The sequence below is a fragment of the Micromonospora sp. NBC_01796 genome (assembly GCF_035917455.1).
In the GTDB taxonomy this organism is placed as follows: domain Bacteria; phylum Actinomycetota; class Actinomycetes; order Mycobacteriales; family Micromonosporaceae; genus Micromonospora_G.
Genome location: NZ_CP109078.1, coordinates 8,459,085 through 8,483,433, shown reverse-complemented (window position 1 = coordinate 8,483,433; position 24,349 = coordinate 8,459,085). Strand labels below are relative to the sequence as shown.

Sequence of the window (24,349 nt, the reverse complement as noted above, 5' to 3'; positions counted from 1 at the left end):
GTAGGTTGCCGGCATGTTGCGATTGCCGGACCACTGGGTGTGGGACAGCTGGTACGTCCAGGACGACGACGGCCGGTGGCATGTCTTCTTCCTGCGCGCCTCCCGCGCCCTGCACGACCCGAACCGCCGCCACCAGCGGGCCACGATCGGGCACGCCGTCTCCACCGACCTACGCGACTGGACCCTGGTCGCCGACGCGCTCGTGCCGGCCGACTCACCGGGCTGGGACGATCTGGCCACCTGGACGGGGTGTACCGTCCGCGGCCCGGACGGCCGGTGGCACATGTTCTACACCGGAGTCAGCCGCGCCGAGGACGGGCTGGTCCAGCGGATCGGTCGGGCGGTCTCCGACGACCTGACCACCTGGCACCGGCACGGCACCGAACCCGTCGTCGAAGCCGACCCGACCTGGTACGAGCTGCTCGACCGGGACATGTGGTACGAGCAGGCATGGCGTGACCCGTGGGTGTTCGCCGACCCCTCCGGGGACGGCTGGCACATGCTCGTCACCGCCCGCGCCAACCAGGGACTGGCGTCCGAGCGCGGCGTCGTCGGCCACGCGACCTCCCCGGACCTGGTCACCTGGACCGCCCGGCCGCCGCTGTCCACGCCCGCCGGATTCGGCCACCTCGAAGTGCCCCAGGTCGCCGTTGTCGACGGCCAACCCGTCCTGCTCTTCTGCACCAACGCCGTGGCGGACCCCCGCCTCGGCGACCAGCGAATCTGGGTGGTGGACGCACCGAGCGTGCGCGGCCCCTGGGACGTATCCCGCGCGCGGCCGGTCGCGCACCCGCACCTCTACGCACCCCGCCTGGTCCCCGACGGGGACCGGGGCTGGGCGCTCATCGGGTTCCTCGACCACGTCGACGGCACGTTCGTCGGCGAAATCACCGACCCCGTCCCGTTCCGACCCCCGTGGACGGGCCCGGACGCCGACACCGTGCGGGCCACCGTCGGCCACCGGCCATGAGGACAGCACGGGAGCAGGGGGACGGATCCGTCAGCCCGGACCCGACACCGGTCACCGTCTTGGGCGAGGCGGTCGTCGACCTCGTACCGGAGCCCGACGGCCGGTACGCCGCACATCCGGGCGGCAGCCCCCTGAACGTGGCCGTCGGCCTGGCCCGACTGGGTGTGCCGACCCGGTTGCTCGCCCGGTTCTCGACCACGGCCCTCGGCCGCCGGCTGCGCGGGCACGCGGCGGCCAACGGCGTCGACCTCCGGTACGCCGTCGACGCCGAGGAGCCGGCGACGCTCGCGATCGTCTCCCTGGGCGCCGACGGCAACGCCGGGTACGACTTCTACGTCGAAGGCACGGCGGACTGGGCCTGGCGGCCGGGCGAGCTGGACGTCGCACTCGCCCGGCGGGGCATCGTGCACGCCGGCTCGCTGGCGGTGTTCCTGCCGCCCGGCGCGGACCGGGTCGGCGCCGCCCTGCGTGCCGCGCGGGACAACGGCATGATCGTCAGCCTCGACCCGAATGTCCGGCCCGGCCTGCTCGGCACCCCCGCCGAGGCCCACACCCGGGTCGACGAGCTGGTGCGCCATGCCCACGTCGTCAAGGCCAGCGAGGAGGACATCGGCTGGCTCTACCCGGGGCGATCGCAGGAGCAGGTCCTCGATCACTGGCACGACCGGGGCGTGACACTCGGCGTCGTGACCCTCGGCCCGCGTGGCGCCGTCGCCCGCTCGGGCAACCGGCTGCTCCGGCAGGCGGCCCCCGCCGTCGAGGTGGTCGACACCATCGGTGCCGGCGACGCGTTCACCGCCGGGTTGCTCGCCGTACTCTCCCGGTCCGGCGCAGGGCCCGCCTGGTCGGACGACGAGATCGGCGCCGCCCTGCGGTACGCCGTCGCGGTGGCCGCCGCCACCTGTGCCCGCCCGGGAGCCGACCCGCCGCACCGGGACGAACTGCCCGGCCCTCCGACCGACTCCTCGGGGCGGGCCCCGGACGGGACGTACCGGTAACTTCCGTCCCTGGAGGCCGCCCTTATCCGTGTGTCGCGCGGAACCGTAGGGGCGCCGACGACGCGGGTCGGGAAACGCGGATGTTATCGATAACAATCAAATTGCGCATTGGTGTGCCGCTCCCGGTGGTGCGTTCGATCCAGGTCGGCATCAGCCCTGCGGAGCGGTCGATTCGGTCGTGCGGAAATGAGCCGGATCGGGTGTCGATCGTCGCGGCAGATGGGGTGCGCGGTGCCGGCCGTGGCGCACGGAGGACTCCGTTCCGACCGGAAGGCCCTGGTGTCGGCTGCTGCGAGCGTTCGGCGGCGGGAGGAGCCGTCGGTCCTGGGCCGGTTGAGTGGCGCGGGGGAAATGAATCCCTGCGTACCTGAAACGAGGACGGTCGCGGCGGCCGGCGATCCGTGGTGTCCTCCAATCGCGAACCTGGCATCGCGCGAGGTGCCGCACTGGCGGGTCGATCGATTCGACCGCGATGAATAGCTGGCTTCGCCGATGTTATCGCTGACATCGCGGACTGCCGACAGATGGTCGTGATTGGACAGCCGGGGTCGGCGGACTGCGCGGCGTGTCTCCTCGGCGGTGCTGTCGCTCGGTGTGAGCCACCCTGCCCGGCGAACGCGCATTCGCGGCGCCGGTCTGCGCGGCGGTCGACCCGGTCCCTCGGAAAGGGGACGGAACGGATCCTTTGCGCCGTCGCGATGTCGCTGCGCCCGAGTCGGGGCGACTGTTCGGCTCCGTTACGGAGCCGTTGCGTACAGATGTCTTGACGAGTTTGGATGTGAGCGTTAACACTATCCCCGTCAACGGTGGAGGTGAACATGAACCGTGTGGACGGAGCTGGCGACCGCTACGTCGTCGGTGTCGACTTCGGCACCCTGTCCGGACGAGCTCTCGTGGTTCGGGTCGGTGACGGTGTCGAGTTGGGGACCGCGGTGCACCAGTACGGCGACGGGGTCATCAGCACGGCGCTTCCGGCAGGCCGACCGCTTCCTCCGGACTGGGCTCTCCAGAATCCCGAGGACTACCGCGACGTGCTGCGGTACGCGGTTCCGGCGGCGGTGTCCGCCGCGAAGGTGGATCCCTCGGCGGTGGTCGGGATCGGCATCGACTTCACCGCCTGCACCGTGCTCCCGACCTTCGCCGACGGCACTCCACTCTGCGAGGATCCCGAGCTGCGCGACCGTCCACACTCCTGGGTCAAGCTGTGGAAGCACCACGCCGCGCAACCGCACGCCGACCGAATCAACGCGTTGGCACACGAGCGTGCGGAGCCGTGGATCGGCCGGTACGGCGGCAAAATCTCAGCCGAGTGGCAGTTCGCCAAGGGCCTGCAAATGCTGGAAGAGGACCCCGAGGTCTATCACCGGGCCGAGCGCTTCGTCGAAGCGGCCGACTGGATTGTCTGGCAGCTCGGCGGCGCCGAAACCCGGAACGCCTGCACGGCAGGTTACAAGGGCATCCTGCAGGACGGTCGCCATCCCTCCCGGGACTTCCTGACCGCGCTCAACCCGGACTTCGGCGACTTCGTGAGCAAGCTGGACGGTCCGTTGTCACCCCTCGGCGCCCGAGCCGGCGGGCTCACCGCCCGGGCCGCAGCGTGGACCGGTCTGCCGGAGGGGATCGCGGTGGCTGTCGGCAACGTCGACGCGCACGTCACCGCGGCGTCCGCGCAGGCGGTGAAGCCCGGTCGGATGGTTGCGATCATGGGCACCTCCACCTGTCACGTGGTCAACGGCGCACACCTCGCGGAGGTCGCCGGGATGTGTGGCGTCGTCGACGGCGGCATCAGCCCGGGGGCGTGGGGGTACGAGGCCGGGCAGAGCGGGGTGGGCGACATCTTCGGCTGGTTCGTCGAGCACGCGGCCCCGGCCGGCGTCGCTTCGCACGAACGTCTCAGCGAACTGGCCGCGAGCCAGGCGGTCGGTGCGCACGGCCTGATCGCGCTGGACTGGTGGAACGGCAACCGCTCGCTGTTGGTCAACCACGACCTGAGCGGGATGATCGTCGGGATGACCCTGGCCACCCGGCCGCAGGACATCTACCGGGCGCTGCTGGAGTCCACGGCGTACGGCACACGGATGATCATCGAGGCGTTCGTGGCGTCCGGAGTGGCGGTGGACGACCTGGTGATCGCCGGCGGTCTGACCTCCAACGCCCTGTTGATGCAGATCTACGCCGACGTCACCAACCGGCCACTGAACATCATCGGCTCCGCACAGGGTCCCGCGCTGGGATCGGCGATCCATGCCGCCGTCGCCGCCGGTGAATACCCGTCGATCCACGAGGCGTCGCAGGCGATGGGCCGGGTGCACGAGGCCGTCTACCGACCCGATCCCGAGCGGGTGCGTGCCTACGACGCCCTCTACGCCGAGTACCGGACACTGCACGACCAGTTTGGACGCGGCGGCAACGACGTCATGCTCCGCCTCCGGGCGATCCGCAACGAGGCGGTCGATGCCGCCGCCGTCACGCCCGAGACCGCGCTGGAGGTGATCCGATGAACGCCGAGGTGCGCCGACAGATCGGCGAGCTGCGGCAAATCGTCGCCCGCCTGCACGCCGAGCTGACCCGATATCGCCTGGTCGCCTGGACGGCCGGCAACGTCTCCGCGCGGGTCCCCGGCCGGGATCTGATGGTGATCAAGCCGAGCGGAGTGGGCTACGACGACCTCTCCGCGGAAACCATGGTGGTGTGCGACCTCGACGGCGTACTCGTCGAGGGAAATCTGGCGCCGTCCAGCGACACCGCCGCCCACGCCTACGTCTACCGGGCCATGCCCGAGGTCGGCGGGGTCGTCCACACGCACAGCTCGTACGCCACCGCCTGGGCCGCCCGCGGGGAGGCGATCCCCTGCCATCTCACGGCGCAGGCCGACGAGTTCGGTGGAGAGATCCCGGTCGGCCCGTTCGCCCTGATCGGTGGCGACGACATCGGCAAGGGCATCGTCGGCACGCTCGTCGGGCACCGCTCGCCCGCGGTGTTGATGCGCAACCACGGCGTGTTCACCATCGGCCCCGACGCCCGCGCGGCGGTCAAGGCGGCGGTCATGTGCGAGGACGTGGCCCGTACCGCGCACCTGGCCCGCGCACTCGGGCAGCCGGTGCCGATCGCGCAGGCCGACATCGACGCCCTCTACCACCGGTACCAGAACGTCTACGGCCAACAACCGGCGGCACCGGCGGATTCCTGACCGCCAGCGGTCGGGTCGAAAGCCCGCCGGTCTGCACCACGGAGTTACCAGCACGCACCAGCCGCGTATGCCACTTCCCGCACGTCGGCGGTAGGCGCGGTGCATCCACCACACCGAGCCCAAGGAGATCCGATGAGAAAGATGCGAACGCACTCCGCTGCATGGCGTACCGCCTCGGTCGTCGCCAGTGTGCTGCTCGTCGGCAGCATGGCGGCCTGCGGCAACAGCGACACCGGCGGCGGGTCCACCGACGACGGCAAGATCACGATGGGCTTTTCGCAGGTCGGCGCGGAGAGCGGTTGGCGTACCGCGAACACCACCTCGATCAAGGACGCCGCTGCCGCCGCCGGGATCGACCTAAAGTTCGACGACGCGCAGCAGAAGCAGGAGAACCAGATCAAGGCCATCCGCAACTACATCCAGCAGAAGGTCGACGTGATCGCCTTCTCGCCGGTGGTGGAATCCGGGTGGGACACCGTGCTCAAGGAGGCCAAGGACGCCGGCATCCCGGTCATCCTGACCGACCGCTCGGTCGACTCGGCCGACAAGTCCCTCTACAAGACCTTTCTCGGCTCGGACTTCGTCAAGGAGGGCCGGCTCGCCGGGGAATGGTTGGTCGAGCAGAAGAAGACCGCCTCGGGCCCGGTGAACATCGTCGAGTTGCAGGGCAGCGCCGGTGCCGCGCCCGCGAACGACCGCAAGAAGGGCTTCGCCGAGGCAATCGCCGCCAACCCGAACCTGAAAGTCATCGCTTCGCAGACCGGTGAGTTCACCCGGGCCGGCGGTAAGGCCGTGATGGAGCAGTTCCTCAAGGCGAACCCGACGATCGACGTGCTGTTCGCGCACAACGACGACATGGGGCTGGGCGCGCTGGAGGCGATCACCGCCGCCGGCAAGGTGCCCGGCAAGGACATCACCATCATCACCGTGGACGCCGTCAAGGACGGCATGCAGGCCCTCGCCGACGGCAAGTTCAACTTCATCGCCGAGTGCAGCCCGCTGCTCGGCCCACAGCTCATGGACCTGGCGAAGAAGGTCCACGCAGGCGAGGCGGTGCCGGCTCGAATCGAGACCGAGGAGACCACCTTCACCTCCGAGCAGGCCAAGGAGGCACTGCCCAACCGCAAGTACTGACCGACGCCGGGGTCGCCGCGCTCGCGTGGCGGCCCCGCTGCGTCACCCCCTTACCCGCAACGGACCGGGCGTGGCCCGCGATCACCCCCGTACCACGCCCGCCCGGGCGATCCGCAGCGACGACCGGGCGGGCGTACGGGAGCGCAGCGGCCCTTCCCTGTCGACAACCCAGAAGAGGTCTGATGGGATGACGGATAGCCGTCCGGTCCTGACGATGACCGGGATCGCCAAGTCCTTTCCCGGGGTGCGCGCACTCCACGACGTCAACTTCCGGCTCTTTCCGGGCGAGGTGCACGCCCTGATGGGCGAGAACGGCGCCGGCAAGTCGACCCTCATCAAGGTGCTGACCGGCGTCTACGACACCGACGAGGGCGCGATCACGCTCGACGGCGAGCCGGTGTCCTTCAGCGGGCCGATGCAGGCGACGGCCGCCGGTGTGAGCACCGTCTACCAGGAGGTCAACCTCTGCCCCAACCTCTCGGTCGCGGAGAACATCTTCATCGGACGCGAGCCCCGCTTGCTCGGTGCCGTCCGGTGGGGTGACTTCCGCCGCCGCGCCCGCGCGCTGCTGGCCCGCCTCGACCTCGATCTCGACGTCGGCGCGCCGCTCGGGACGTACTCCCTCGCCATCCAGCAGATGGTCGCCATCGCCCGGGCGATCGACATCCGGGCCCGGGTGCTGATCCTGGACGAGCCGACCTCCAGTCTTGACGCCGGTGAGGTCGCCCAGCTGTTCCGCATCATGCGGCAGCTACGCGACGAGGGCATCGCGATCGTGTTCGTGACCCATTTCCTCGACCAGGTCTACGGCATCGCCGACCGGATCACCGTGCTGCGCAACGGCGGGCTGGTCGGTGAGTATCCGACCGCCGAACTGCCCCAGCTCACCCTCGTCGAGAAGATGATCGGCAAGGAACTCGACGTACTCGACGGGATCGAGGAGCACTCGCGGCTCGACGTGGCCGCCCGACAGCAGGGCAGCCCGCTGCTGGCGGTGTCGAAGCTCGGCCGCTCGGGGGCGGTCGAGCCGTTCGACCTCACCATTCACGCGGGGGAGGTGGTCGGACTGGCCGGGCTGCTGGGCTCCGGCCGCACCGAGGTGGCCCGGCTGTTGTTCGGTGCCGACCGGGCCGACGGCGGTCAGGTCGCGGTGAACGGCACGTCGAGCAGCCTGCGTACCCCCGCGCGGGCGATCGAGCAGGGCGTGGGCTTCTGTTCGGAGAACCGCCGCGCAGAGGGCATCGTCGCCGACCTGTCGGTCCGCGAGAACATGATCCTCGCCATGCAGGCCGCCCGCGGCTGGCTGCGGCCGATCCCTCGTCGCAGGCAGGACGAGCTGGTCGAGAAGTACGTCAAGGCGCTCAACATCCGGCCGTCCGACCCGGAGGTGCCGGTACGCAATCTCTCCGGCGGCAACCAGCAGAAGGTGCTCCTGGCCCGGTGGCTGATCACCGAGCCAAGACTGCTGATCCTCGACGAACCGACCCGGGGCATCGACATCGGCGCGAAGACGGAGATCCAGAAGCTCGTGGCGCAGTTGTCCGACGGCGGCATGGCGGTGCTGTTCATCTCCGCCGAGCTGGAGGAGGTGCTGCGTCTCAGCCACAAGGTGGTGGTGATGCGTGACCGGCAGATGGTCGCGCAGCTCGCCAACGACGACAGCCTCGACGCCGATCGCATCATGCAGACCATCGCCAACGGATCCCACCGGGAGGAGGCAGACCGATGAACGCCACCATGGGCCGCTACCGGACGATGATCGGTCACCGGCTGTTCTGGCCCGCCGCCGTGCTGGTCGTCATGTTCGCCGCGAACACGATCTACCGGCCGGGGTTCCTGTCCATCGAGCTCAAGGACGGGCACCTGTACGGCGCCCCGATCGACATCCTGCGGCTGAGCGCGCCGCTGATCCTCGTCGCCCTGGGCATGACCCTGGTCATCTCGACCGGAGGAATCGACCTGTCGGTCGGCTCACTGTGCGCGATCAGCGGGGCGATCGCCTGCATGTACATCAGCCGGCAACCCGACCAGAACAGCCTCGCCGTGGTGTTGACCGCCCTCGCGATGGCCTTCGGGGTCGCGCTCGTGCTCGGCGCCTGGAACGGGGTGCTGGTCGCCGTGATCGGGATCCAACCGATCATCGCCACGTTGATCCTGATGGTGGCCGGCCGAGGACTCGCGCAGCTGGTCACCGAGGGCCAGATCATCACCATCAACTCCGAGCCGTACCGGGCGATCGGGCTGGGCCACGTGCTGACCCTGCCGCTGGCCATCTTCATCGCGCTGGCGGCGGCCCTGCTCGTCGCCGCGTTCACCCGCCGCACCGCACTGGGCATGATCATCGAGTCGGTGGGCGGTAACGCCGAGGCCAGCCGCCTGTCCGGCATCCGCTCCGGCCGGGTCGTGTTCCTCGCGTACGTGCTCAGCGCCGGCTGCGCCGCGATCGCCGGTTTCATGATGACGGCGAACGTCTCCAGTGCCGACGGCAACGCCGCCGGACTCTGGGTGGAGCTCGACGCCATTCTCGCGGTAGTCATCGGCGGCACGTCCCTCGCGGGCGGCCGGTTCTTCCTCAGCGGCACCATCCTGGGCGCGCTGATCATCCAGACCCTGACCACCACGGTGTACGCCATGAACATCTCACCGCAGACCTCGCTGCTGTTCAAAGCGGTCGTCGTGATCGCCGTCTGTCTCATCCAGGCGCCGGCCTTCCGCGCTCGGTTCAGTCGTCGCAGGACCAGCGCGCCACCGCCGAGCACCATCGCCGCCGAGCCGAAGGAGCAGGTGACGGCATGACCAGCGGATCGATCACCGCGCGTCCGTCCTGGATCCGGCTGCCGAGGAAACAGGTGCCGGTCCTGGCCACGCTCGCCCTGCTGCTGGTCATGTACGGCATCGGCGTGTCCCAGTACCGGGCGTTCTCCAACGTGCAGGTCATCTTCAACATCTTCATCGACAACGGTTTCCTGCTCGTTGTCGCGGTGGGTATGACCTTCGTGATCCTCACCGGCGGTATCGACCTGTCGGTCGGTTCCGTCGTCGCCATGACGGCGATGGTGTCGGCCTGGCTGCTCCAGGAGGGCCTGCCGGCGGGGCTCGTCCTCGTCATCGCGCTGCTCATCGGTCCGACGCTCGGCCTGCTGATGGGCTGCGCCATCCACTTCTTCGAGATCCAGCCGTTCATCGTCACGCTCGCCGGGATGTTCTTCGCCCGAGGGATGTGCACGTTCATTTCCGGTTCGTCCATCCCGATCACCGATGGGTTCTGGACCAGGATGTCGCAGGAGCGGATCGGTGATCCCCGCGGAAACTTCGTCTCGATCAGCGTGCTGATCACCCTGGTGGTGGTGGCCATCGCCGCGTACACGCTGGCCTACACCCGGCTGGGCCGCAACGTGTACGCCATTGGCGGTAATCCACAGTCGGCGCTGCTCATGGGCCTGCCGGTGGGGCGGACCCGGATCGCCGTCTACACGATCAGCGGCCTGTGCTCCGCGATCGGCGGGATCCTGCTGTCCTTCTACACCCTCTCCGGCGCCCCACTGATCGCCGTCGGCATGGAGTTGGACGTCATCGCGGCGGTCGTGATCGGTGGCACCGTGCTCACCGGTGGCTCGGGGTACGTCTTCGGCACGGTGCTCGGCGTGCTGGTCCTGGGCGTGATCCAGACTCTCATCACTTTCGATGGAAGTCTCAGCTCCTGGTGGACCAAAATTGTGATCGGGGGTCTGCTCTTCGTGTTCATCCTCTTCCAGCGACTCATCGGAATCCGTTACAAGTGACCGTCCCTCTCGCGGAAGGCAGCCCCATGGCATCACACACCGAACCCGAGGTCTGGTTTCTCACCGGCAGCCAAGGCATGTACGGCGAGGACACTCTCCGGCAGGTGGCCGAGCAGTCACGTCTGATCGCGGCCGTGCTCGACGAATCGCCGCAGATTCCCGCCCGGGTGGTCTGGAAGCCGGTCCTGACCAACAGCGGCGAGATTCTGCGGGTCTGCCGCGACGCCGCCGCGCAGGGCGCGATCGGGGTTGTCGCGTGGATGCACACCTTCTCGCCGGCGAAGATGTGGATCGCCGGCCTGGACGCGTTGCAGACACCGCTGCTGCATCTGCACACCCAGGCCAACGTCGTGCTGCCGTGGGCCGACATCGACATGGACTTCATGAACCTGAACCAGGCGGCCCACGGCGACCGCGAGTTCGGCTACATCCAGACCCGTCTCGGTGTGGCCCGAAAGACCGTGGCCGGGCACGTCAGCGACCCGCGGGTGACCGCCCGCGTCGGGGCGTGGGCCCGTGCCGCGCTCGGCTGGTCGGCGATGCGGTCGCTGCGCCTGGCCCGCTTCGGCGACAACATGCGTGACGTCGCGGTGACCGAGGGTGACAAGGTCGAGGCGGAGCTGCGCTTCGGGGTGTCGGTCAACACGTACGGCGTCAACGATCTGGTCCAGGTGGTCGGTGAGGTCACCGACGCGCAGGTGAACGAGCTGGTCAAGGAGTACGAGGACACCTACCGCATCGTCGGTGAGCTGCTTGCCGGAGGCGAGCGGCACGACTCGCTGCGGTACGCCGCACGCCTGGAACTCGGCATGCGCGCCTTCTTGGACGCGGGCGGGTTCCGGGCCTTCACCACGAACTTCGAGGACCTCGGCGGGCTGCGCCAGTTGCCCGGCATCGCCGTGCAGCGGCTGATGGCGGACGGCTACGGTTTCGGCGGTGAGGGTGACTGGAAGACCTCCGTGCTGGTCCGGACCCTCAAGGCGATGTCGGTGGGTGTGGATGGCGGTACGTCGTTCATGGAGGACTACACCTACGACCTCACCCCGGGCGAGGAGTTGGTGCTCGGTGCGCACATGCTCGAGGTCTGCCCGACCATCGCGGCCGGAGTGCCGAACGTGGAGATCCATCCGCTGAGCATCGGGGGCAGGGAGGATCCGGTCCGGCTCGTGTTCGACGCCGCGCCGGGCCCGGCGGTGGTGCTCGGGCTGGCCGACATGGGGGAGCGCTTCCGGCTCGTGGCCAACGAGATCGACGTGGTGGCTCCGCCGCAGCCGCTGCGCCGGCTACCGGTCGCCCGCGCCGTGTGGCGCCCGAGGCCCGACCTGCCCAGCTCGGCGGAGGCGTGGATTACCGCTGGCGCACCGCACCACACGGTGCTGTCACAGGCGGTCGGAGTGGAGGAGTTGCACGACCTGGCGCAGATGAGCCGGACCGAACTGGTCGTCATCGACGCCGAGACCGAGCCCCGCCGGTTCGCCGACGAGATCCGCTGGAACCAGGCATACTACCGGCTGTCCCGCGGCCTCTGACCGGCCCGGCCACGCCGCATCCGTGACGGGGTGGTCCGCCCCTGCCCGCGTCCGGCGGGCGGGGACGGGCCGCCCTGCCCGCGTCTCGGCACGACTGTGAACCGCTTGTGTTGCGTCTTGACTACGAGCGTGTTATCGCTCACAGTCTATATCTGAGACGGTCGATATCCGTGGCTGGTCCACCCGTGGTCATGTCTTTCCTCGTGCGCGACAGCAGAGTGCGGCGGAGTGCGATGGGTGATGTTAGCGATCACAAAGGGCAAGCTTCGCCAGCCTCGCGCCGCCGCCCGGTGCGGTGGACACCGCCTCAGACCGTTCGGTTCGCGTCGTCAGAGGAGGATCATGGTTGCCATCGATCGGGTTCCCCGGGTAGCGCCACCAACGCGGCGGCGTGGGTGGTTGTCGCGGGTCGCCGCGGCAGCGGTTGCGACGGTGGTGGGCGGAGCGCTGGCGGCCGTCGCCCCGACACCCGCCTCGGCCGCGACGGTCGACACCAATGCCTGGTACGTGTTGGTGAACCGCAACAGCGGTAAGGCGCTGGACGTCTACAACCGGGCGACGACCGACGGTGCGCGGATCACCCAGTGGGCGCGTAACGACGGTGCGTGGCAGCAGTGGCAGTTCGTGGACTCCGGTGGAGGCTACTACCGGTTGAAGTCGCGTCATTCGGGCAAGGTGCTCGATATCTACAACTTTTCCACCGCGAACGGCGCGGCGGTGGTGCAGTGGGCCGACGGCAACGGAACCAACCAGCAGTTCCGGTTGGCGGACTCGGCCGGTGGCTACGTCCGCCTGATCAATCGGAACAGCAACAGGGCGGTGGAGGTGCAGGGCGCGTCGACCGCCGACGGCGCGAACGTGGTGCAGTACGACGACTGGGGCGGCTCTTCAGTCCCATGAGATCTGTCGCAGTTGATGTCCCGGTAGATGTGTCACAAGATCAGTGGTCCGGGCGGTATGACTGCTGGGCATGGCGAACCGGCGGCAGGTCATGACCGCGTTGGATGCCCTGCTCGCAGCAGGCGTGAAGATCGATAACGTGCAGCAGTGGTGCCGCGACAACGGCGTCAACGCCCGCACCTACTACCGACACCGGGCTCGCATCGAAGCCGAAGGGGCATGGCGGCAACGATCCCGACGACCGCACCACAGCCCCTCCATCACACCCCCGGAACTGGACGCGTGGATCTGCAAGCTCCGCGCCGACCTCGGTGTGGACAACGGCGCGGACCACATCCGCGACGAACTCCAACGCATCGCCTCCGAAACCACCCCCGCCTGGGCGGTACCAGCACGATCGACCATCAACCGGGTCCTCGCCCGCCACGACCTCCTCGACCGCAATCCCGCCAAACGACCCCGCAGCTCCTGGCGCCGCTTCGCCTACGCCCAACCCCGAGACTGCTACCAGATCGACGCCACCGGCCTCACCCTCGCCGACGGCACCCCCGTAGTCATCTTCGACGTCCTCGACGACTGCACCCGCATGCTCGTCGCCTGCCGAGCCGCCCCCGCAGAGACCGCAGCCGCCGCGATCACCAGCATCCGCCGAGCATTCACCGACCACGGCCCACCCGCGATCGTGCTATCCGACAACGGCCTGGCATTCACCAGCCGCCTACTACACACCAACGCCGGCCCCTCACGCTTCGCCAAAGCCGTCCACCACTACGGCACCCGCCTGATCCACTCCAGTCCCTACCACCCACAAACCTGCGGCAAGGTCGAACGGCACCACCAAACCCTCAAAAAATGGCTCCGCGCCCAACCACACCAACCCCGCACCCTGCGACAACTACAACACCAACTCGACACCTACCGCGACCACTACAACCACCGCCGCCACAGCGCCCTACCCGGACGAGCAACCCCGCACCACGCCTGGACCACCGCCCCACAGCACGGCAGCCCCCAAGCACTACCGATCCAAACCGACGCAACGATCCATCGCACCCGCGTCACCGAGACCGGCACACTCCACGTCGGCCAAACCCGGATCGGCATCGGCCGCGCCTACCACGGCCAAACCCTCACCGCGATCCGCGACAACAACCACATCACCGTCTACACCACCAGCGGCCACCCCCTCGGCCACGTCACCATCACCCCCGGCAAGAGCTACACCCCACTCACACCAACCCACTGACACATGTCCCGGGACACCCCTTTGACAGATGACCCGGGACATGACAACGACTGGGGCGGCAACAACCAGCAATGGCAGCTCGTACCCGTCGGCAGCGGCCATCCCGGAAACACCCCGTACTCGAATCCGGTCGTGTGGCAGGACTTCGCCGACGTCGACATCATCCGGGTGGACAACACCTACTACATGTCGGCGTCCACCATGCACTACTCGCCGGGCGCACCGGTGCTGCGCTCGTACGACCTGGTGAACTGGGAGTTCGCCGGTCACTCCGTGCCCCGGCTCGACTTCGGGTCGAAGTACGACCTGAACGGCAGCCGGGCGTACGTCGACGGAATCTGGGCCTCGACGTTGAACTACCGTCCGAGCAACCGGACGTTCTACTGGGCGGGGTGCATTGACTTCGCGCAGACCCACATCTACACCGCGACCGCCGTCGACGGCGCGTGGAACCGGCACACCACCATCAACAACTGCTATTACGACGCCGGAATGTTGATCGACGACAACGACACCATGTACGTGGCGTACGGAAACGGCACGATCAGCGTGGCGCAGCTCTCCGCCGACGGGCGTAGCCAGGTCCGCGCCCAGCAGGTGTTCACCACTCCGTCGAGCGTCGGAACTCTGGAGGGAGCGCGTTTCTACAAGCGCGGGGGCAACTACTACATCTGGCTCACCCGACCGGCGAACGGGCAGTACGTCCTGAAGTCGACCAACGGCCCGTTCGGCCCGTACGAGATGCGCCAGGTGCTGCTCGACATGCCGGGGCCAATCTCCGGCGGCGGTGTGCCACATCAGGGTGGGCTGGTGCAGACCCAGAACGGCGACTGGTACTACATGGCCTTCGTGGACGCCTATCCGGGCGGCCGGATGCCGGCTCTCGCACCGATCACCTGGACCGGCGACGGCTGGCCCGTGGTGCAGACGGTCAACGGCGCCTGGGGTGGTTCCTACCCCGCACCGAACCTGCCCGCACCGCCTCGGGTGGTGAAGCCACTGACCGGCACCGACACTTTCGCCGGCACCACTCTCGGCCCGCAGTGGGAATGGAACCACAACCCGGACAACACCAAATGGTCGGTCAACGACGGACTGCGCCTGCAGACCGCCACCATCACCGGCGACCTGTACGCCGCACGTAACACGCTGACCCATCGCATCCAGGGCCCCAGCTCCACCGCCACCATCGAACTCGACTACTCCACCATGCGCGATGGTGACCGCGCCGGGCTGGCGGTGCTGCGTAACTCGTCGGCCTGGATCGGAGTCCGTCGTGACAACGGCACCACCCGACTGGTCATGCAGAACGGCCTAACGATGGACAGCAACTGGAACACCACCAGCACCGGTACCGAGGTGGCCGGCGCCGCCGTCTCCGGTGGCCGGATCTGGCTGCGCGCCAACGCCGACATCAGACCCGGCGCCGGCCGACAAGCAAGCTTTTCCTACAGCACGGACGGAGTCACCTTCACCTCACTTGGCAATGCCCTGACCCTGGCCAACAACTGGCAGTTCTTCATGGGCTACCGATTCGCGATGTTCAACCACGCCACCCAGTCGCTCGGTGGCGCGGTCACCGTACGCCGGTTCAGTCTGACAACCCCATGACACCACTTGAGCAGCGATTGATCTGATCGCTGGCGCGGAGAACCAGGTGCCTGCCGGGCGAGTGCCGGCGTGCCGCCGCGTCGTATCTGTCGCCGGCCTGCTCCACGCTCCGTCCACGGGAGCGTGGAGCAGGCCACGGTGCGCGGGGCGCACGCGGTCGTCTGCGTACCCGGCGCGCGGTGATCGCTCCGTGCGACCGTGCCCTCGTTTCGCCGATCCGACAAAGCGGTACCGCGTCCGAGCCGTTGGCTGACGTAGACTGCAGGCCATCCAGCGCTGGTCACCTGGGATTGCGCACCGGCGTGGTGACCGAGCGAGGAGGATCGGGCCGAACCGCTCCAGTCGACGTCGACGGGCCGCGGGCCGGCGATGTGGTGGGGGGAGCGAAATGGCCGTCCACGGTCCTGCCATGACGGACGTTGCTCGTCTGGCCGGTGTCTCACATCAGACGGTGTCGCGGGTGCTCAACGGGCACCCCAACGTCCGTGAGCAGACCCGGCTGCGGGTGCGAGCGGCAATCGCCCAGCTCGGCTACCGTCCCAACGGCGCGGCACGTGCCCTGGTGACCGGCCGATCGCAGGTCATCGGCGTGGTCGCGCAGAACACGACGCTCTACGGACCGGCGTCGTTGCTGGCCGCGTTGGAGCAGACCGCTGCGGCGGAGGGTTTCGCGGTCAGTATGGGCAGCGTGCAGAGCCTCGACCATCGTTCCATCTCGGCCGCCGTCGAGCGGCACCTGTCGCACCGGGTCGCGGGCATCGTGGTCATCGCGCCGGTCGAGTCGGCGGGTGAGGCGCTGGAGCGCCTGCCCAAGGATGTTCCGCTGGTCACGGTCGACGGTGACCCGAGTCGGCCGGTGCCGTTGGTGACGGTCGATCAGGTGGCGGGTGCCCGAGCGGCGACCCAGCACCTGCTCGACGCCGGGCATCGCAGTGTCTGGCACGTCTCAGGGCCGTCCGACTGGTTCGACAGTGTCGGCCGGATCGACGGCTGGCGGGCGGCACTGCTGGCCGCCGGGGTGGATCCACCGCCGCTGCTGCCGGGGGACTGGTCCGCGGCCTCGGGTTACCGGTGTGGGCAGATGCTGGCGCGGATGCCGGAGGTCACCGCGGTCTTCACCGCCAACGACCATCTCGCGCTCGGCGTGCTGCGGGCGTTGCACGAGTTCGGCCGGCGGGTGCCGGACGAGATCAGCGTGGTCGGCTTCGACGACGTGCCGGAGGCCGCGTACTTCATCCCGCCGCTGACCACCGTCCGGCCGGACTTCGGCGCGGTCGCGCGGGCGAGTCTGCAGATGCTGCTGGCGCAGATCGAATCGGGCACCGGCGGTGCGTTGCGCCAGACCATCGCCCCGGCCCTGGTCTCCCGGGACAGCGTCGCCCCACCGCGTCGCTGATCGCAGGCGGCCGGAGCCCGGCACCGACGTTCGCGTCCTCGACCGGCCCCCGCGTCGCCGCCAACTGCCGGTCGGCCAGGCGGCGGTGGGTCACCGACGCCGACGGCACCGGCCGGGGCCCGCATCGACGGTGGTGAGCGGCTTTCCGCGTCCGGTCCGAGGTCGAGTGGCAGTCCCGCGCACTGCTCGTCGGGACACCTCCGTTACGAGACCGTGACACCGGTATTTCGGAACAAGTGTTGACGTTCACTTTGTGAGCGCTAACGCTACCCGGAAGGCGACAGTCGGCCCGGCAGTCGGCGGGCGAGTCCAGAGAGGAGAAACTCATGGGCAGAAGGTTCCTGGTTGCTCTCGGCAGCGCCGTGCTGGCGATGAGCCTGGCAGCGTGCAGTGGCGAGGGTGCGGGCGGCGGCGGTGACACCGGCGGGGACAAGCCCGGCGACCTGACCATCGGCGTCTCGATGCCGACGCAGACCTCGGAGCGGTGGATCGCGGACGGCAACGCGGTGAAGTCGAAGCTGGAGGCAAAGGGCTACAAGGTTGACCTCCAGTACGCCGGCGACGACATCCCCACCCAGTCGCAGCAGGTCGACCAGATGATCACCCAGGGCGCGGACGTCCTGATCATCGCGGCGATCGACGGCACGTCGCTCAGCGGACAGTTGCAGGCCGCCGCCGACGCGAAGATTCCCGTCATCTCCTACGACCGGCTGATCCGTGGCAGCAAGAACGTCGACTTCTACGTCAGCTTCGACAACTACAAGGTGGGCGTCGCCCAGGCCACCGCGCTGCTGGTCGGCCTCGGCCTGCAAACCAGGGACGGCGCGAAGGGTACGGCCCAGGGCCCGCTGAACGTCGAACTCTTCGCCGGCTCGCTCGACGACAACAACACCCAGTACTTCTTCGGCGGCGCGATGGACACGCTGAAGCCGTTCGTCGAGGCCGGCACGCTACGGGTGAAGTCGGGCCAGACCGCTGTCGAGCAGGTGGCCATCCTGCGCTGGCAGCAGGGAACCGCGCAGACGCGGATGGAGGACCTGCTCACCTCCAGCTACAACGACGGCGCGCGCGTCGACGGGGTCCTGTCGCCGTACGACGGCATCTCCCGTGGCATCATCACCGCCCTACAGAACGCCGGCTACGGCGGCGCGGGTAAGAAGATCCCGGTGGTGACCGGCCAGGACGCGGAGATCGCCTCGATCAAGCTGATCAACGACGGCGTGCAGAGCTCCACCGTCTTCAAGGACACCCGTCTGCTGGCCGACCAGGCCATGCTCGCCGCCGAGGCGTTCCTTCAGGACAAGCAGCCACAGGCCAACGACACGCAGACGTACAACAACGGTGTCAAGGTCGTCCCGGCGTACCTGCTGCCGATCGCCACCGTCTACAAGGACGACATCAAGGCCACCCTGATCGATTCGGGCTACTGGACGGCGGAAGAGGTCGCCGCGGGTCAGGCCAAGAAGTAAGCCATCCGTCGGGCTCGGCGACGATGACCGAGTCCGACGGCGTCGCGTACCGCGTCCAACCGGACAGAGGACAGTGACCATGGACGACACCATCCTCGAGATGCGTCGCATCACGAAGACCTTCCCCGGAGTGACCGCGCTGGACGATGTCACCCTCGCCGTGCGCCGGGGAGAGATCCACGCCATCTGCGGCGAGAACGGCGCCGGCAAGTCCACCCTGATGAAGGTGCTGTCCGGTGTTCACCCCGCAGGCTCGTACGACGGCGAGATCCTGTTCGACGGCGAGCCGATGCGGTTCCGCGGCATCCGGGACAGCGAGGCCAACGGCGTCGTCATCATCCATCAGGAACTCGCCCTGGTGCCGCACCTGTCGATCGCCGAGAACCTCTTCCTCGGCAACGAGCGCCGTGGCCGAGGTGGGCTCATCGACTGGAACCGGGCCAACGCCGAGGCGGCGGAGCTGCTGGAATCCGTCGGGCTGGACGAAAACCCCGTCACCCCGGTCATCCAGCTCGGCGTGGGCAAGCAGCAGTTGGTGGAGATCGCGAAGGCGCTGTCGAAGAAGGTGCGCCTGCTCATCCTGGACGAGCCGACCGCCGCTCTCAACGACGTCGACTCGGCTCACCTGCTCGGCCTGCTGCGGCAGCTCAAGGGCCGGGGGATCACCTGCATCATGATCTCCCACAAGCTCAACGAGATCACCGCGATCGCCGACTCGACCACGGTCATCCGGGACGGGCGCGCCGTGGAGACCCTCGACATGCGAGCTGACGACGTGAGCCAGCAGCGGATCATTCGGGGCATGGTCGGGCGCGATCTGGACAGCTTCTACCCGGACCGTGTGTCGTCGCCCGGCGAGGAGGTGCTGCGGATCGAGGACTGGACGGTGCGGCACCCGACCCAGGACCGGCTGGTCGTCGAGGGCGTCGGTCTGTCCGTCCGCGCCGGTGAGGTCGTCGGGATAGCGGGGCTGATGGGTGCCGGGCGGACCGAGCTGGCGATGAGCGTGTTCGGCCGGTCGTACGGCCGCGACATCGCGGGCCGGTTGTTCGTGCGCGGGCGGGAGGTCGGCGCCCGTACCGTCGCCGAGGCGATCGGCAACGGCATCGCCTACGTCACCGAGGATCGCAAGCGGTTCGGACTGAACCTCATCGACGACGTCTGCCGCAACGTCTCCGCCGCCGCCCTGGACCGGCTGTCCCGCCTGGGCTGGGTCAACGGCAACGAGGAGATCAAGGTCGCCGAGGCGAGTCGGCGGGAGATGAACATCAAGGCGCCCAGCGTGATGACGGTGGTCGGCAAGCTCTCCGGCGGCAACCAGCAGAAGGTCGTCTTGTCGAAGTGGCTCTTCACCGACCCGGACGTGCTGATCCTGGACGAACCGACGCGCGGGATTGACGTCGGGGCCAAGTACGAGATCTACCAGATCATCAATCGGCTGGTCGCCGACGGCAAGGCGGTGATCATCATCTCCTCCGAGCTACCGGAGCTCCTCGGGATGTGCGACCGCATCTACACCCTCGCCGCAGGCCGGATCACGGGTGAGAAACCGGTGGGCGAGGCGACCCAGGAAAGCCTCATGGGGCTGATGACCAAGGACAAGGAGTTCGTCGGATGACCAGCATCAAGACCCCCTCGACGGAGCGTCCGACGCCTCCGGACGGCGCGCCGGCCGCCGCGCTGCACACCGGGACGAGCGACCTGCGGGCCTTGGTGCTGAACAACCTGCGGCAGAGCGGGATCTACGTCGCCCTGGTCGTGATCGTGGCGTTTTTCGCGATCCTGACCGACGGGGTGTCGCTGAGCCCGGGGAACATCACCAACATCGTCCTGCAGTACTCGTACATCCTGGTGCTCGCGATCGGGATGGTCATCCTGATCATCGGTGGGCATATCGACCTGTCGGTCGGGTCGGTCGTGGCGCTGACCGGGGCGGTCTCCGCCGTCCTGGTGATCCAGCAGGGCCTTCCGTGGTGGGTCGGCATTTTGGCCGCGCTGGCGGTCGGCGTACTGGTCGGCGCCTGGCACGGGTTCTGGGTGGCGTACGCCGGCATCCCGGCCTTCATCGTGACCCTGGCCGGGATGTTGCTGTTCCGCGGTCTGACCCTGCGGGTGCTCGACAACATCTCGCTGTCGCCGTTCCCGGCCGAGTACCAGCGGGTCGCGGCGGGATTCCTCAACGGACTGCTCGGCGGGCAGGGCTACGACGCCTTCACACTGCTGATCGGCGTCGTAGCCGTGGCCGGGTACGCGGTGAGCGGTTTCCGTACCCGGGTCGCGCGCATCCGCTACCAGCAGCCCGTCGAGTCGTTTCCGCTGTTCGTTGCCCGGGTGGCGGTGGTCGGGGCGGTCCTCATGTACTTCGCCTGGCAGTTGGCGCACGCCCGTGGGTTGCCGATCGTACTGATCGTCCTGGCGGTCCTCGTGCTGGTCTACGGCCTGCTCACCCGTCGTACGGTCTTCGGTCGTCAGGTCTACGCGATCGGCGGCAACCTCTCCGCGGCGGCGCTGTCGGGAGTGAGGGTCCGCACCGTCAACTTCTGGATGTTCGTCAACATGGGTTTCCTGGCGGCGGTGGCCGGTGTCATCTACTCGTCGCGGTCCAACGGTGCCCAGCCCGCAGCCGGCAACATGTTCGAGCTCGACGCGATCGCCGCCGCCTTCATCGGTGGCGCGGCGGTCACCGGGGGAGTGGGTACCGTCGTGGGCGCGATGGTCGGCGGCCTGATCATGGCGGTCATGAGCAACGGTATGCAGCTGATGGGCGTCGACCAGTCGACGCAGTCGGTGGTGAAGGGACTCGTCCTGCTCGTCGCCGTGGCCTTCGACGTCTACAACAAACGCCGAGCCGGCTCGGCCAGCTGACGCTGGAGTCGGCTGCACCGCGACCGCGCGGCCGTGTTCCCTGGCGGCACCGGCGGGTGGGGAAACGCGCGTCGTCGCCGGTGGATGGGTACGCGGTGTTACGGGGATACTTCGGGCACGTTGCATAGATGCTCTTGACAGGCATTGTTAGCGATAACAAGATGGCCTTCACGCCGCTCTCGCGTTTGGAGCTCGCCTTGGCTGTGTCGATCCGCTCGCATGTCCCCAGGCCCCACCGCAGATCATCGTTGAACAGCCCCAATGTCGCGCTTCAATGTGCCGTGATGGTGATGGCACGGATCGGCGCCACGGTTCACGCTCGCCGGCCCGGCCCACTGCGCACGCTCGCAACGGTGGGCGTCCTGCTCGGTGCCAGCCTCGTGGCAACGCCGGCCGTGGCGCATGCTGCCGAAGGATGGTCGCCCCGATCGTCGTACACCTCCACCGACACCGGCGCCGGCACGTACGCGGTCCCGCTGATCAACGCCGACGTGCCGGACATCAGCGTGGAGCGCGTACCGGCCGGCGAGAACGACGAGGGTCGGGACATCTACTACATGATCAGCACGACCATGCACCTGAGCCCGGGTGCGCCGATCATGAAGTCCTACGATCTCGTGAACTGGGAGATCGTCAACTACGTCTTCGACCGGGCGAACATCGGCGACGCGTTCTCCCTGCGCAACGGCCAGAACTCGTACGGCCAAGGTCAGTGGGCGTCGTCGCTGCGCTACCACGACGGCATGTTCTACGTCGCCTTCAACACCAACAACCTCGGTGGGGCGTACCTCTACCGCACGGACGACATCGAGGACGGCGCCTGGCAGCGCACACCACTCGGTCGTGGTCTCCACGACCCGTCCCTCTTCTTCGACGTCGACGGCACCCCGTACATCTTCTACGGATCCGGCGGCACGAGCGCCGTACGGCTCAACGCCGGCCTGACGGCCATCGAGCAGGACTACCCGAACATCTTCACGGCGAGCAACTACGCGGGGCAGCCGTTCATCGGCGGTCTGTTCGAGGGCGCCCAGTTTTACCACATCGACGGCTGGTACTACGCCGTGATCATCACCTGGCCGTCCGGGCAGGGACGCCAGGTTGTCATGCTTCGCTCCAGGGAGCTGCTCGGGCGTTACACCTCCGCCGGTGGTGTGAACACCTACGAGGCGCGCGGGGTGCTCAACTCCAACGGCTTCGCGCAGGGCAGCCTGGTGCCGATCGCCCGCGACGGCGGCGCGACCGACTGGCACGGGATGTTCTTCCGCGACACGTTCCCGACCGGGCGGATCCCGGCACTCATCCCCGCCACCTGGCAGGACGGGTGGCCGACCTTCGGCGCCAACGGGGTCGTGCCGGTCAACGGCGTGTTCGCCAAGCCGATCAGGCTCAGCCCGCAGGAGGAGGTCTTCGAGCGCCAGAGGAGCATCGTCGCCTCCGACGACTTCGCCAACGACGCGCCGCAGAAGGCCTACCAGGACGAGCAGTGGACGATTCCGGAGCCACCCGATGTCGACGAGTCGCTCATCGGCGTCGAACTGCTGACCAATTCCGGGTACGAAGCCGGAACGGTCGCGCCGTGGGCCGGACAGTTCGGCACGACGCTCGGCCTGGACACCACCGACCCGGCCGCCGGCGCGGCGGCGCTGCGGGTGAGCAACCGGACGCTCAACGGGGCCGGCCCGACCCAGCCTCTCGGAGGGCGACTGCAGCACGGCGTGACCTACGCCGTCTCCGCGAAAATCAAGTACACGTCCGGTCCGGGCACCGTGCGGTTCAACCTCACCGCGGACTGGGGTTCCGGCGTCCAGACAATGGCGTCCGGGGACGTGCCGAGCGGGCAGTGGGCGACGGTGTCGGGACGGTACGTCGTACCGGCGGCCGCCAACCTCGGCACTGTCAAGTTCGCCGTGGAGACCCCGTGGGCGAACCCGCAGCCGCCGTCGTCGAGCGTGGAGTACCTGATCGACGACGTCTCGATTGTCGGGCAGCCGTCAACGACCGAATACCCGACCGAGGCCGAGGTCGCCCCCAACGGATCGCGGCTGGACCTGGCGTGGGAGTGGAACCACGCTCCCGACAACCGCCACTGGTCGCTCACCGACCGGGACGGATGGCTGCGGCTGACGACCGGCAAGGTGGTCACCGGCCAGTACGTCTACACGAAACTGTCCAACCGAGCCGAGTTGGCCTGGTTCGAGGAGGCACGCAACACGCTCTCGCAGCGGACCTTCGGGCCGAGGCAGTCGGTGGAGACCAGGATGGACATCTCCGCGATGAAGAACGGCGACGTCGCCGGTCTGGCCGCCTACAACCGCGGATTTTCGTACGTGGCGGTCAAGCGCGTCGGCGGTGTCAACACGGTCGGCGTGGTCAACCGGGTTTCGCCTTTCGCGGTCGACCTCGACCAGTCGACGCTGGAGGCCTTCGTGCCGGGCACGACGGTGTCGCTGGGTGACGCGACCCAGGTGCACGTCAAGGCGGATCTCGACTTCGCCTCGCCGGTCGGTCAGTTGTGGACGACGTTCTACTACAGCCTCGACGGGCTGGAGTGGACCCGGCTGGGCAGCCGTGTCGGCCCGCAGACTCTGGACGGCAGCCTCGCGCACTTCATGGGTCACCGGATCGGCCTGTTCAACTACGCGACGCAGGAGACCGGCGGGCGGGTCGACTTCGACCATTACCTGCTCAGCGACACGCTGACCGCGCAGGCCCGGCCGCTGGACACCAGCGCCCTCGACGCGGCCATCGCATATGCGGGGACGCTCGACGGGCGCCACTACCCGGCGGATGCCTGGGCCGCGGCGCAGTCCGCTCTCGCGCAGGCCAGGTCGGCGCGGGCCGGACGGTTCGGTACCCAGAACCAGATCGACGCGCCGGAGCGAGCGCTCAGCTACCGGTTGGCCCGGCTCGGCGTGCTCGCGGCGATACCCGTCACGGTCAACGCGCAGGCGCGGTGCCTGGGTGGCAGGGCGTACATGGCGGTGCAGGCTCGCAACGATCATGACGGTCCGGTCGGGGTCGGTCTGGAGACCCCGTACGGGGAGCGGTCGTTCGAGGGTGTGGCGGCGGGGTCGAACGTGTACCAGTCGTTCAACACGCGTGCCGCGTCCGTGCCGGCGGGGTCGGTGACGGTCCGGGTGACCGGGGCGGTCGGAGGCAGCGACGTGACGACCGTACGCACCGCGCGGCATCCCGCCATCACCTGCGGCGAATAACCCCGGCGCGAGTCCTCGACTCACCGGTCGAGCCGGTGACG

The 24,349-nt window shown here is 68.5% G+C and carries 16 protein-coding genes and 1 pseudogene; all 17 read left to right on the top strand.

Annotated features, from left to right (window positions below):
• The first annotated feature begins 13 nt into the window (after positions 1 to 13).
• On the top strand, positions 14 to 970 hold the full coding sequence (locus OIE47_RS37635) for a glycoside hydrolase family 68 protein (protein WP_326559326.1): 957 nt from the start codon (positions 14 to 16) through the stop codon (positions 968 to 970).
• On the top strand, positions 967 to 1,968 hold the full coding sequence (locus OIE47_RS37630) for a carbohydrate kinase family protein (RefSeq protein ID WP_326559325.1): 1,002 nt from the start codon (positions 967 to 969) through the stop codon (positions 1,966 to 1,968). The genes OIE47_RS37635 and OIE47_RS37630 overlap by 4 nt, the downstream gene beginning before the upstream one ends.
• An 818-nt stretch (positions 1,969 to 2,786) precedes the next feature.
• Positions 2,787 to 4,469, top strand: coding sequence for a ribulokinase (gene araB, locus OIE47_RS37625; protein ID WP_326559324.1), 1,683 nt, complete (start codon positions 2,787 to 2,789; stop codon positions 4,467 to 4,469).
• A complete protein-coding gene (locus tag OIE47_RS37620) occupies positions 4,466 to 5,158 on the top strand; it encodes an L-ribulose-5-phosphate 4-epimerase (protein ID WP_326559323.1) in 693 nt (230 codons plus the stop codon). Before araB ends, OIE47_RS37620 begins: the two co-directional genes overlap by 4 nt.
• 141 nt (positions 5,159 to 5,299) lie before the next feature.
• Positions 5,300 to 6,292, top strand: a complete 993-nt coding sequence (locus OIE47_RS37615) for an ABC transporter substrate-binding protein (protein WP_442792207.1) — start codon at positions 5,300 to 5,302, stop codon at positions 6,290 to 6,292.
• A 187-nt stretch (positions 6,293 to 6,479) separates the two neighbouring features.
• Positions 6,480 to 8,021, top strand: coding sequence for a sugar ABC transporter ATP-binding protein (locus OIE47_RS37610; protein ID WP_326559321.1), 1,542 nt, complete (start codon positions 6,480 to 6,482; stop codon positions 8,019 to 8,021).
• Complete coding sequence (locus OIE47_RS37605; protein ID WP_326559320.1) at positions 8,018 to 9,088, top strand: ABC transporter permease; 1,071 nt, start codon at positions 8,018 to 8,020, stop codon at positions 9,086 to 9,088. The genes OIE47_RS37610 and OIE47_RS37605 overlap by 4 nt, the downstream gene beginning before the upstream one ends.
• The gene (gene yjfF, locus OIE47_RS37600; protein ID WP_326559319.1) at positions 9,085 to 10,074 is read left to right on the top strand and encodes a galactofuranose ABC transporter, permease protein YjfF; all 990 of its coding nucleotides are present in this window, start codon (positions 9,085 to 9,087) and stop codon (positions 10,072 to 10,074) included. The genes OIE47_RS37605 and yjfF overlap by 4 nt, the downstream gene beginning before the upstream one ends.
• Positions 10,075 to 10,100: 26 nt before the next feature.
• The gene (araA, locus tag OIE47_RS37595) at positions 10,101 to 11,603 is read left to right on the top strand and encodes an L-arabinose isomerase (RefSeq protein WP_326559318.1); all 1,503 of its coding nucleotides are present in this window, start codon (positions 10,101 to 10,103) and stop codon (positions 11,601 to 11,603) included.
• Positions 11,604 to 11,945: 342 nt separating this feature from the next.
• Positions 11,946 to 12,494 (top strand): annotated as a pseudogene (locus OIE47_RS37590) (RICIN domain-containing protein); the annotation flags it as partial.
• A 79-nt stretch (positions 12,495 to 12,573) separates the two neighbouring features.
• Positions 12,574 to 13,749, top strand: coding sequence for a DDE-type integrase/transposase/recombinase (locus OIE47_RS37585; RefSeq protein WP_326559317.1), 1,176 nt, complete (start codon positions 12,574 to 12,576; stop codon positions 13,747 to 13,749).
• Positions 13,750 to 13,770: 21 nt separating this feature from the next.
• A complete protein-coding gene (locus OIE47_RS37580) occupies positions 13,771 to 15,360 on the top strand; it encodes a glycoside hydrolase family 43 protein (RefSeq protein WP_326559316.1) in 1,590 nt (529 codons plus the stop codon).
• A 409-nt stretch (positions 15,361 to 15,769) separates the two neighbouring features.
• Entirely contained in the window at positions 15,770 to 16,756 is a 987-nt protein-coding gene (locus OIE47_RS37575; protein ID WP_326559315.1) for a LacI family DNA-binding transcriptional regulator, read from the top strand.
• Positions 16,757 to 17,082: 326 nt separating this feature from the next.
• Positions 17,083 to 18,225, top strand: a complete 1,143-nt coding sequence (gene chvE, locus OIE47_RS37570) for a multiple monosaccharide ABC transporter substrate-binding protein (protein ID WP_326559314.1) — start codon at positions 17,083 to 17,085, stop codon at positions 18,223 to 18,225.
• Between the two features lie 79 nt (positions 18,226 to 18,304).
• Positions 18,305 to 19,843: a multiple monosaccharide ABC transporter ATP-binding protein gene (mmsA, locus tag OIE47_RS37565; protein ID WP_326559313.1), complete on the top strand. Its 1,539-nt coding sequence runs from the start codon at positions 18,305 to 18,307 to the stop codon at positions 19,841 to 19,843.
• Positions 19,840 to 21,090 carry a multiple monosaccharide ABC transporter permease gene (mmsB, locus tag OIE47_RS37560; protein WP_326559312.1) on the top strand — a complete coding sequence of 417 codons (1,251 nt, stop codon included), beginning with the start codon at positions 19,840 to 19,842 and terminating at the stop codon, positions 21,088 to 21,090. Before mmsA ends, mmsB begins: the two co-directional genes overlap by 4 nt.
• Positions 21,091 to 21,443: 353 nt before the next feature.
• Positions 21,444 to 24,308: a family 43 glycosylhydrolase gene (locus OIE47_RS37555; protein WP_326559311.1), complete on the top strand. Its 2,865-nt coding sequence runs from the start codon at positions 21,444 to 21,446 to the stop codon at positions 24,306 to 24,308.
• Positions 24,309 to 24,349 lie beyond the last annotated feature (41 nt).

Bases quoted from the DNA above. Each gene is read 5' to 3' on its own strand.
- OIE47_RS37635 (WP_326559326.1), top strand. From the start codon at position 14: ATGTTGCGATTGCCGGACCACTGGGTGTGGGACAGCTGGTACGTCCAG.
- OIE47_RS37630 (WP_326559325.1), top strand. From the start codon at position 967: ATGAGGACAGCACGGGAGCAGGGGGACGGATCCGTCAGCCCGGACCCG.
- araB (WP_326559324.1), top strand. From the start codon at position 2,787: ATGAACCGTGTGGACGGAGCTGGCGACCGCTACGTCGTCGGTGTCGAC.
- OIE47_RS37620 (WP_326559323.1), top strand. From the start codon at position 4,466: ATGAACGCCGAGGTGCGCCGACAGATCGGCGAGCTGCGGCAAATCGTC.
- OIE47_RS37615 (WP_442792207.1), top strand. From the start codon at position 5,300: ATGCGAACGCACTCCGCTGCATGGCGTACCGCCTCGGTCGTCGCCAGT.
- OIE47_RS37610 (WP_326559321.1), top strand. From the start codon at position 6,480: ATGACGGATAGCCGTCCGGTCCTGACGATGACCGGGATCGCCAAGTCC.
- OIE47_RS37605 (WP_326559320.1), top strand. From the start codon at position 8,018: ATGAACGCCACCATGGGCCGCTACCGGACGATGATCGGTCACCGGCTG.
- yjfF (WP_326559319.1), top strand. From the start codon at position 9,085: ATGACCAGCGGATCGATCACCGCGCGTCCGTCCTGGATCCGGCTGCCG.
- araA (WP_326559318.1), top strand. From the start codon at position 10,101: ATGGCATCACACACCGAACCCGAGGTCTGGTTTCTCACCGGCAGCCAA.
- OIE47_RS37585 (WP_326559317.1), top strand. From the start codon at position 12,574: ATGGCGAACCGGCGGCAGGTCATGACCGCGTTGGATGCCCTGCTCGCA.
- OIE47_RS37575 (WP_326559315.1), top strand. From the start codon at position 15,770: ATGACGGACGTTGCTCGTCTGGCCGGTGTCTCACATCAGACGGTGTCG.
- chvE (WP_326559314.1), top strand. From the start codon at position 17,083: ATGGGCAGAAGGTTCCTGGTTGCTCTCGGCAGCGCCGTGCTGGCGATG.
- mmsA (WP_326559313.1), top strand. From the start codon at position 18,305: ATGGACGACACCATCCTCGAGATGCGTCGCATCACGAAGACCTTCCCC.
- mmsB (WP_326559312.1), top strand. From the start codon at position 19,840: ATGACCAGCATCAAGACCCCCTCGACGGAGCGTCCGACGCCTCCGGAC.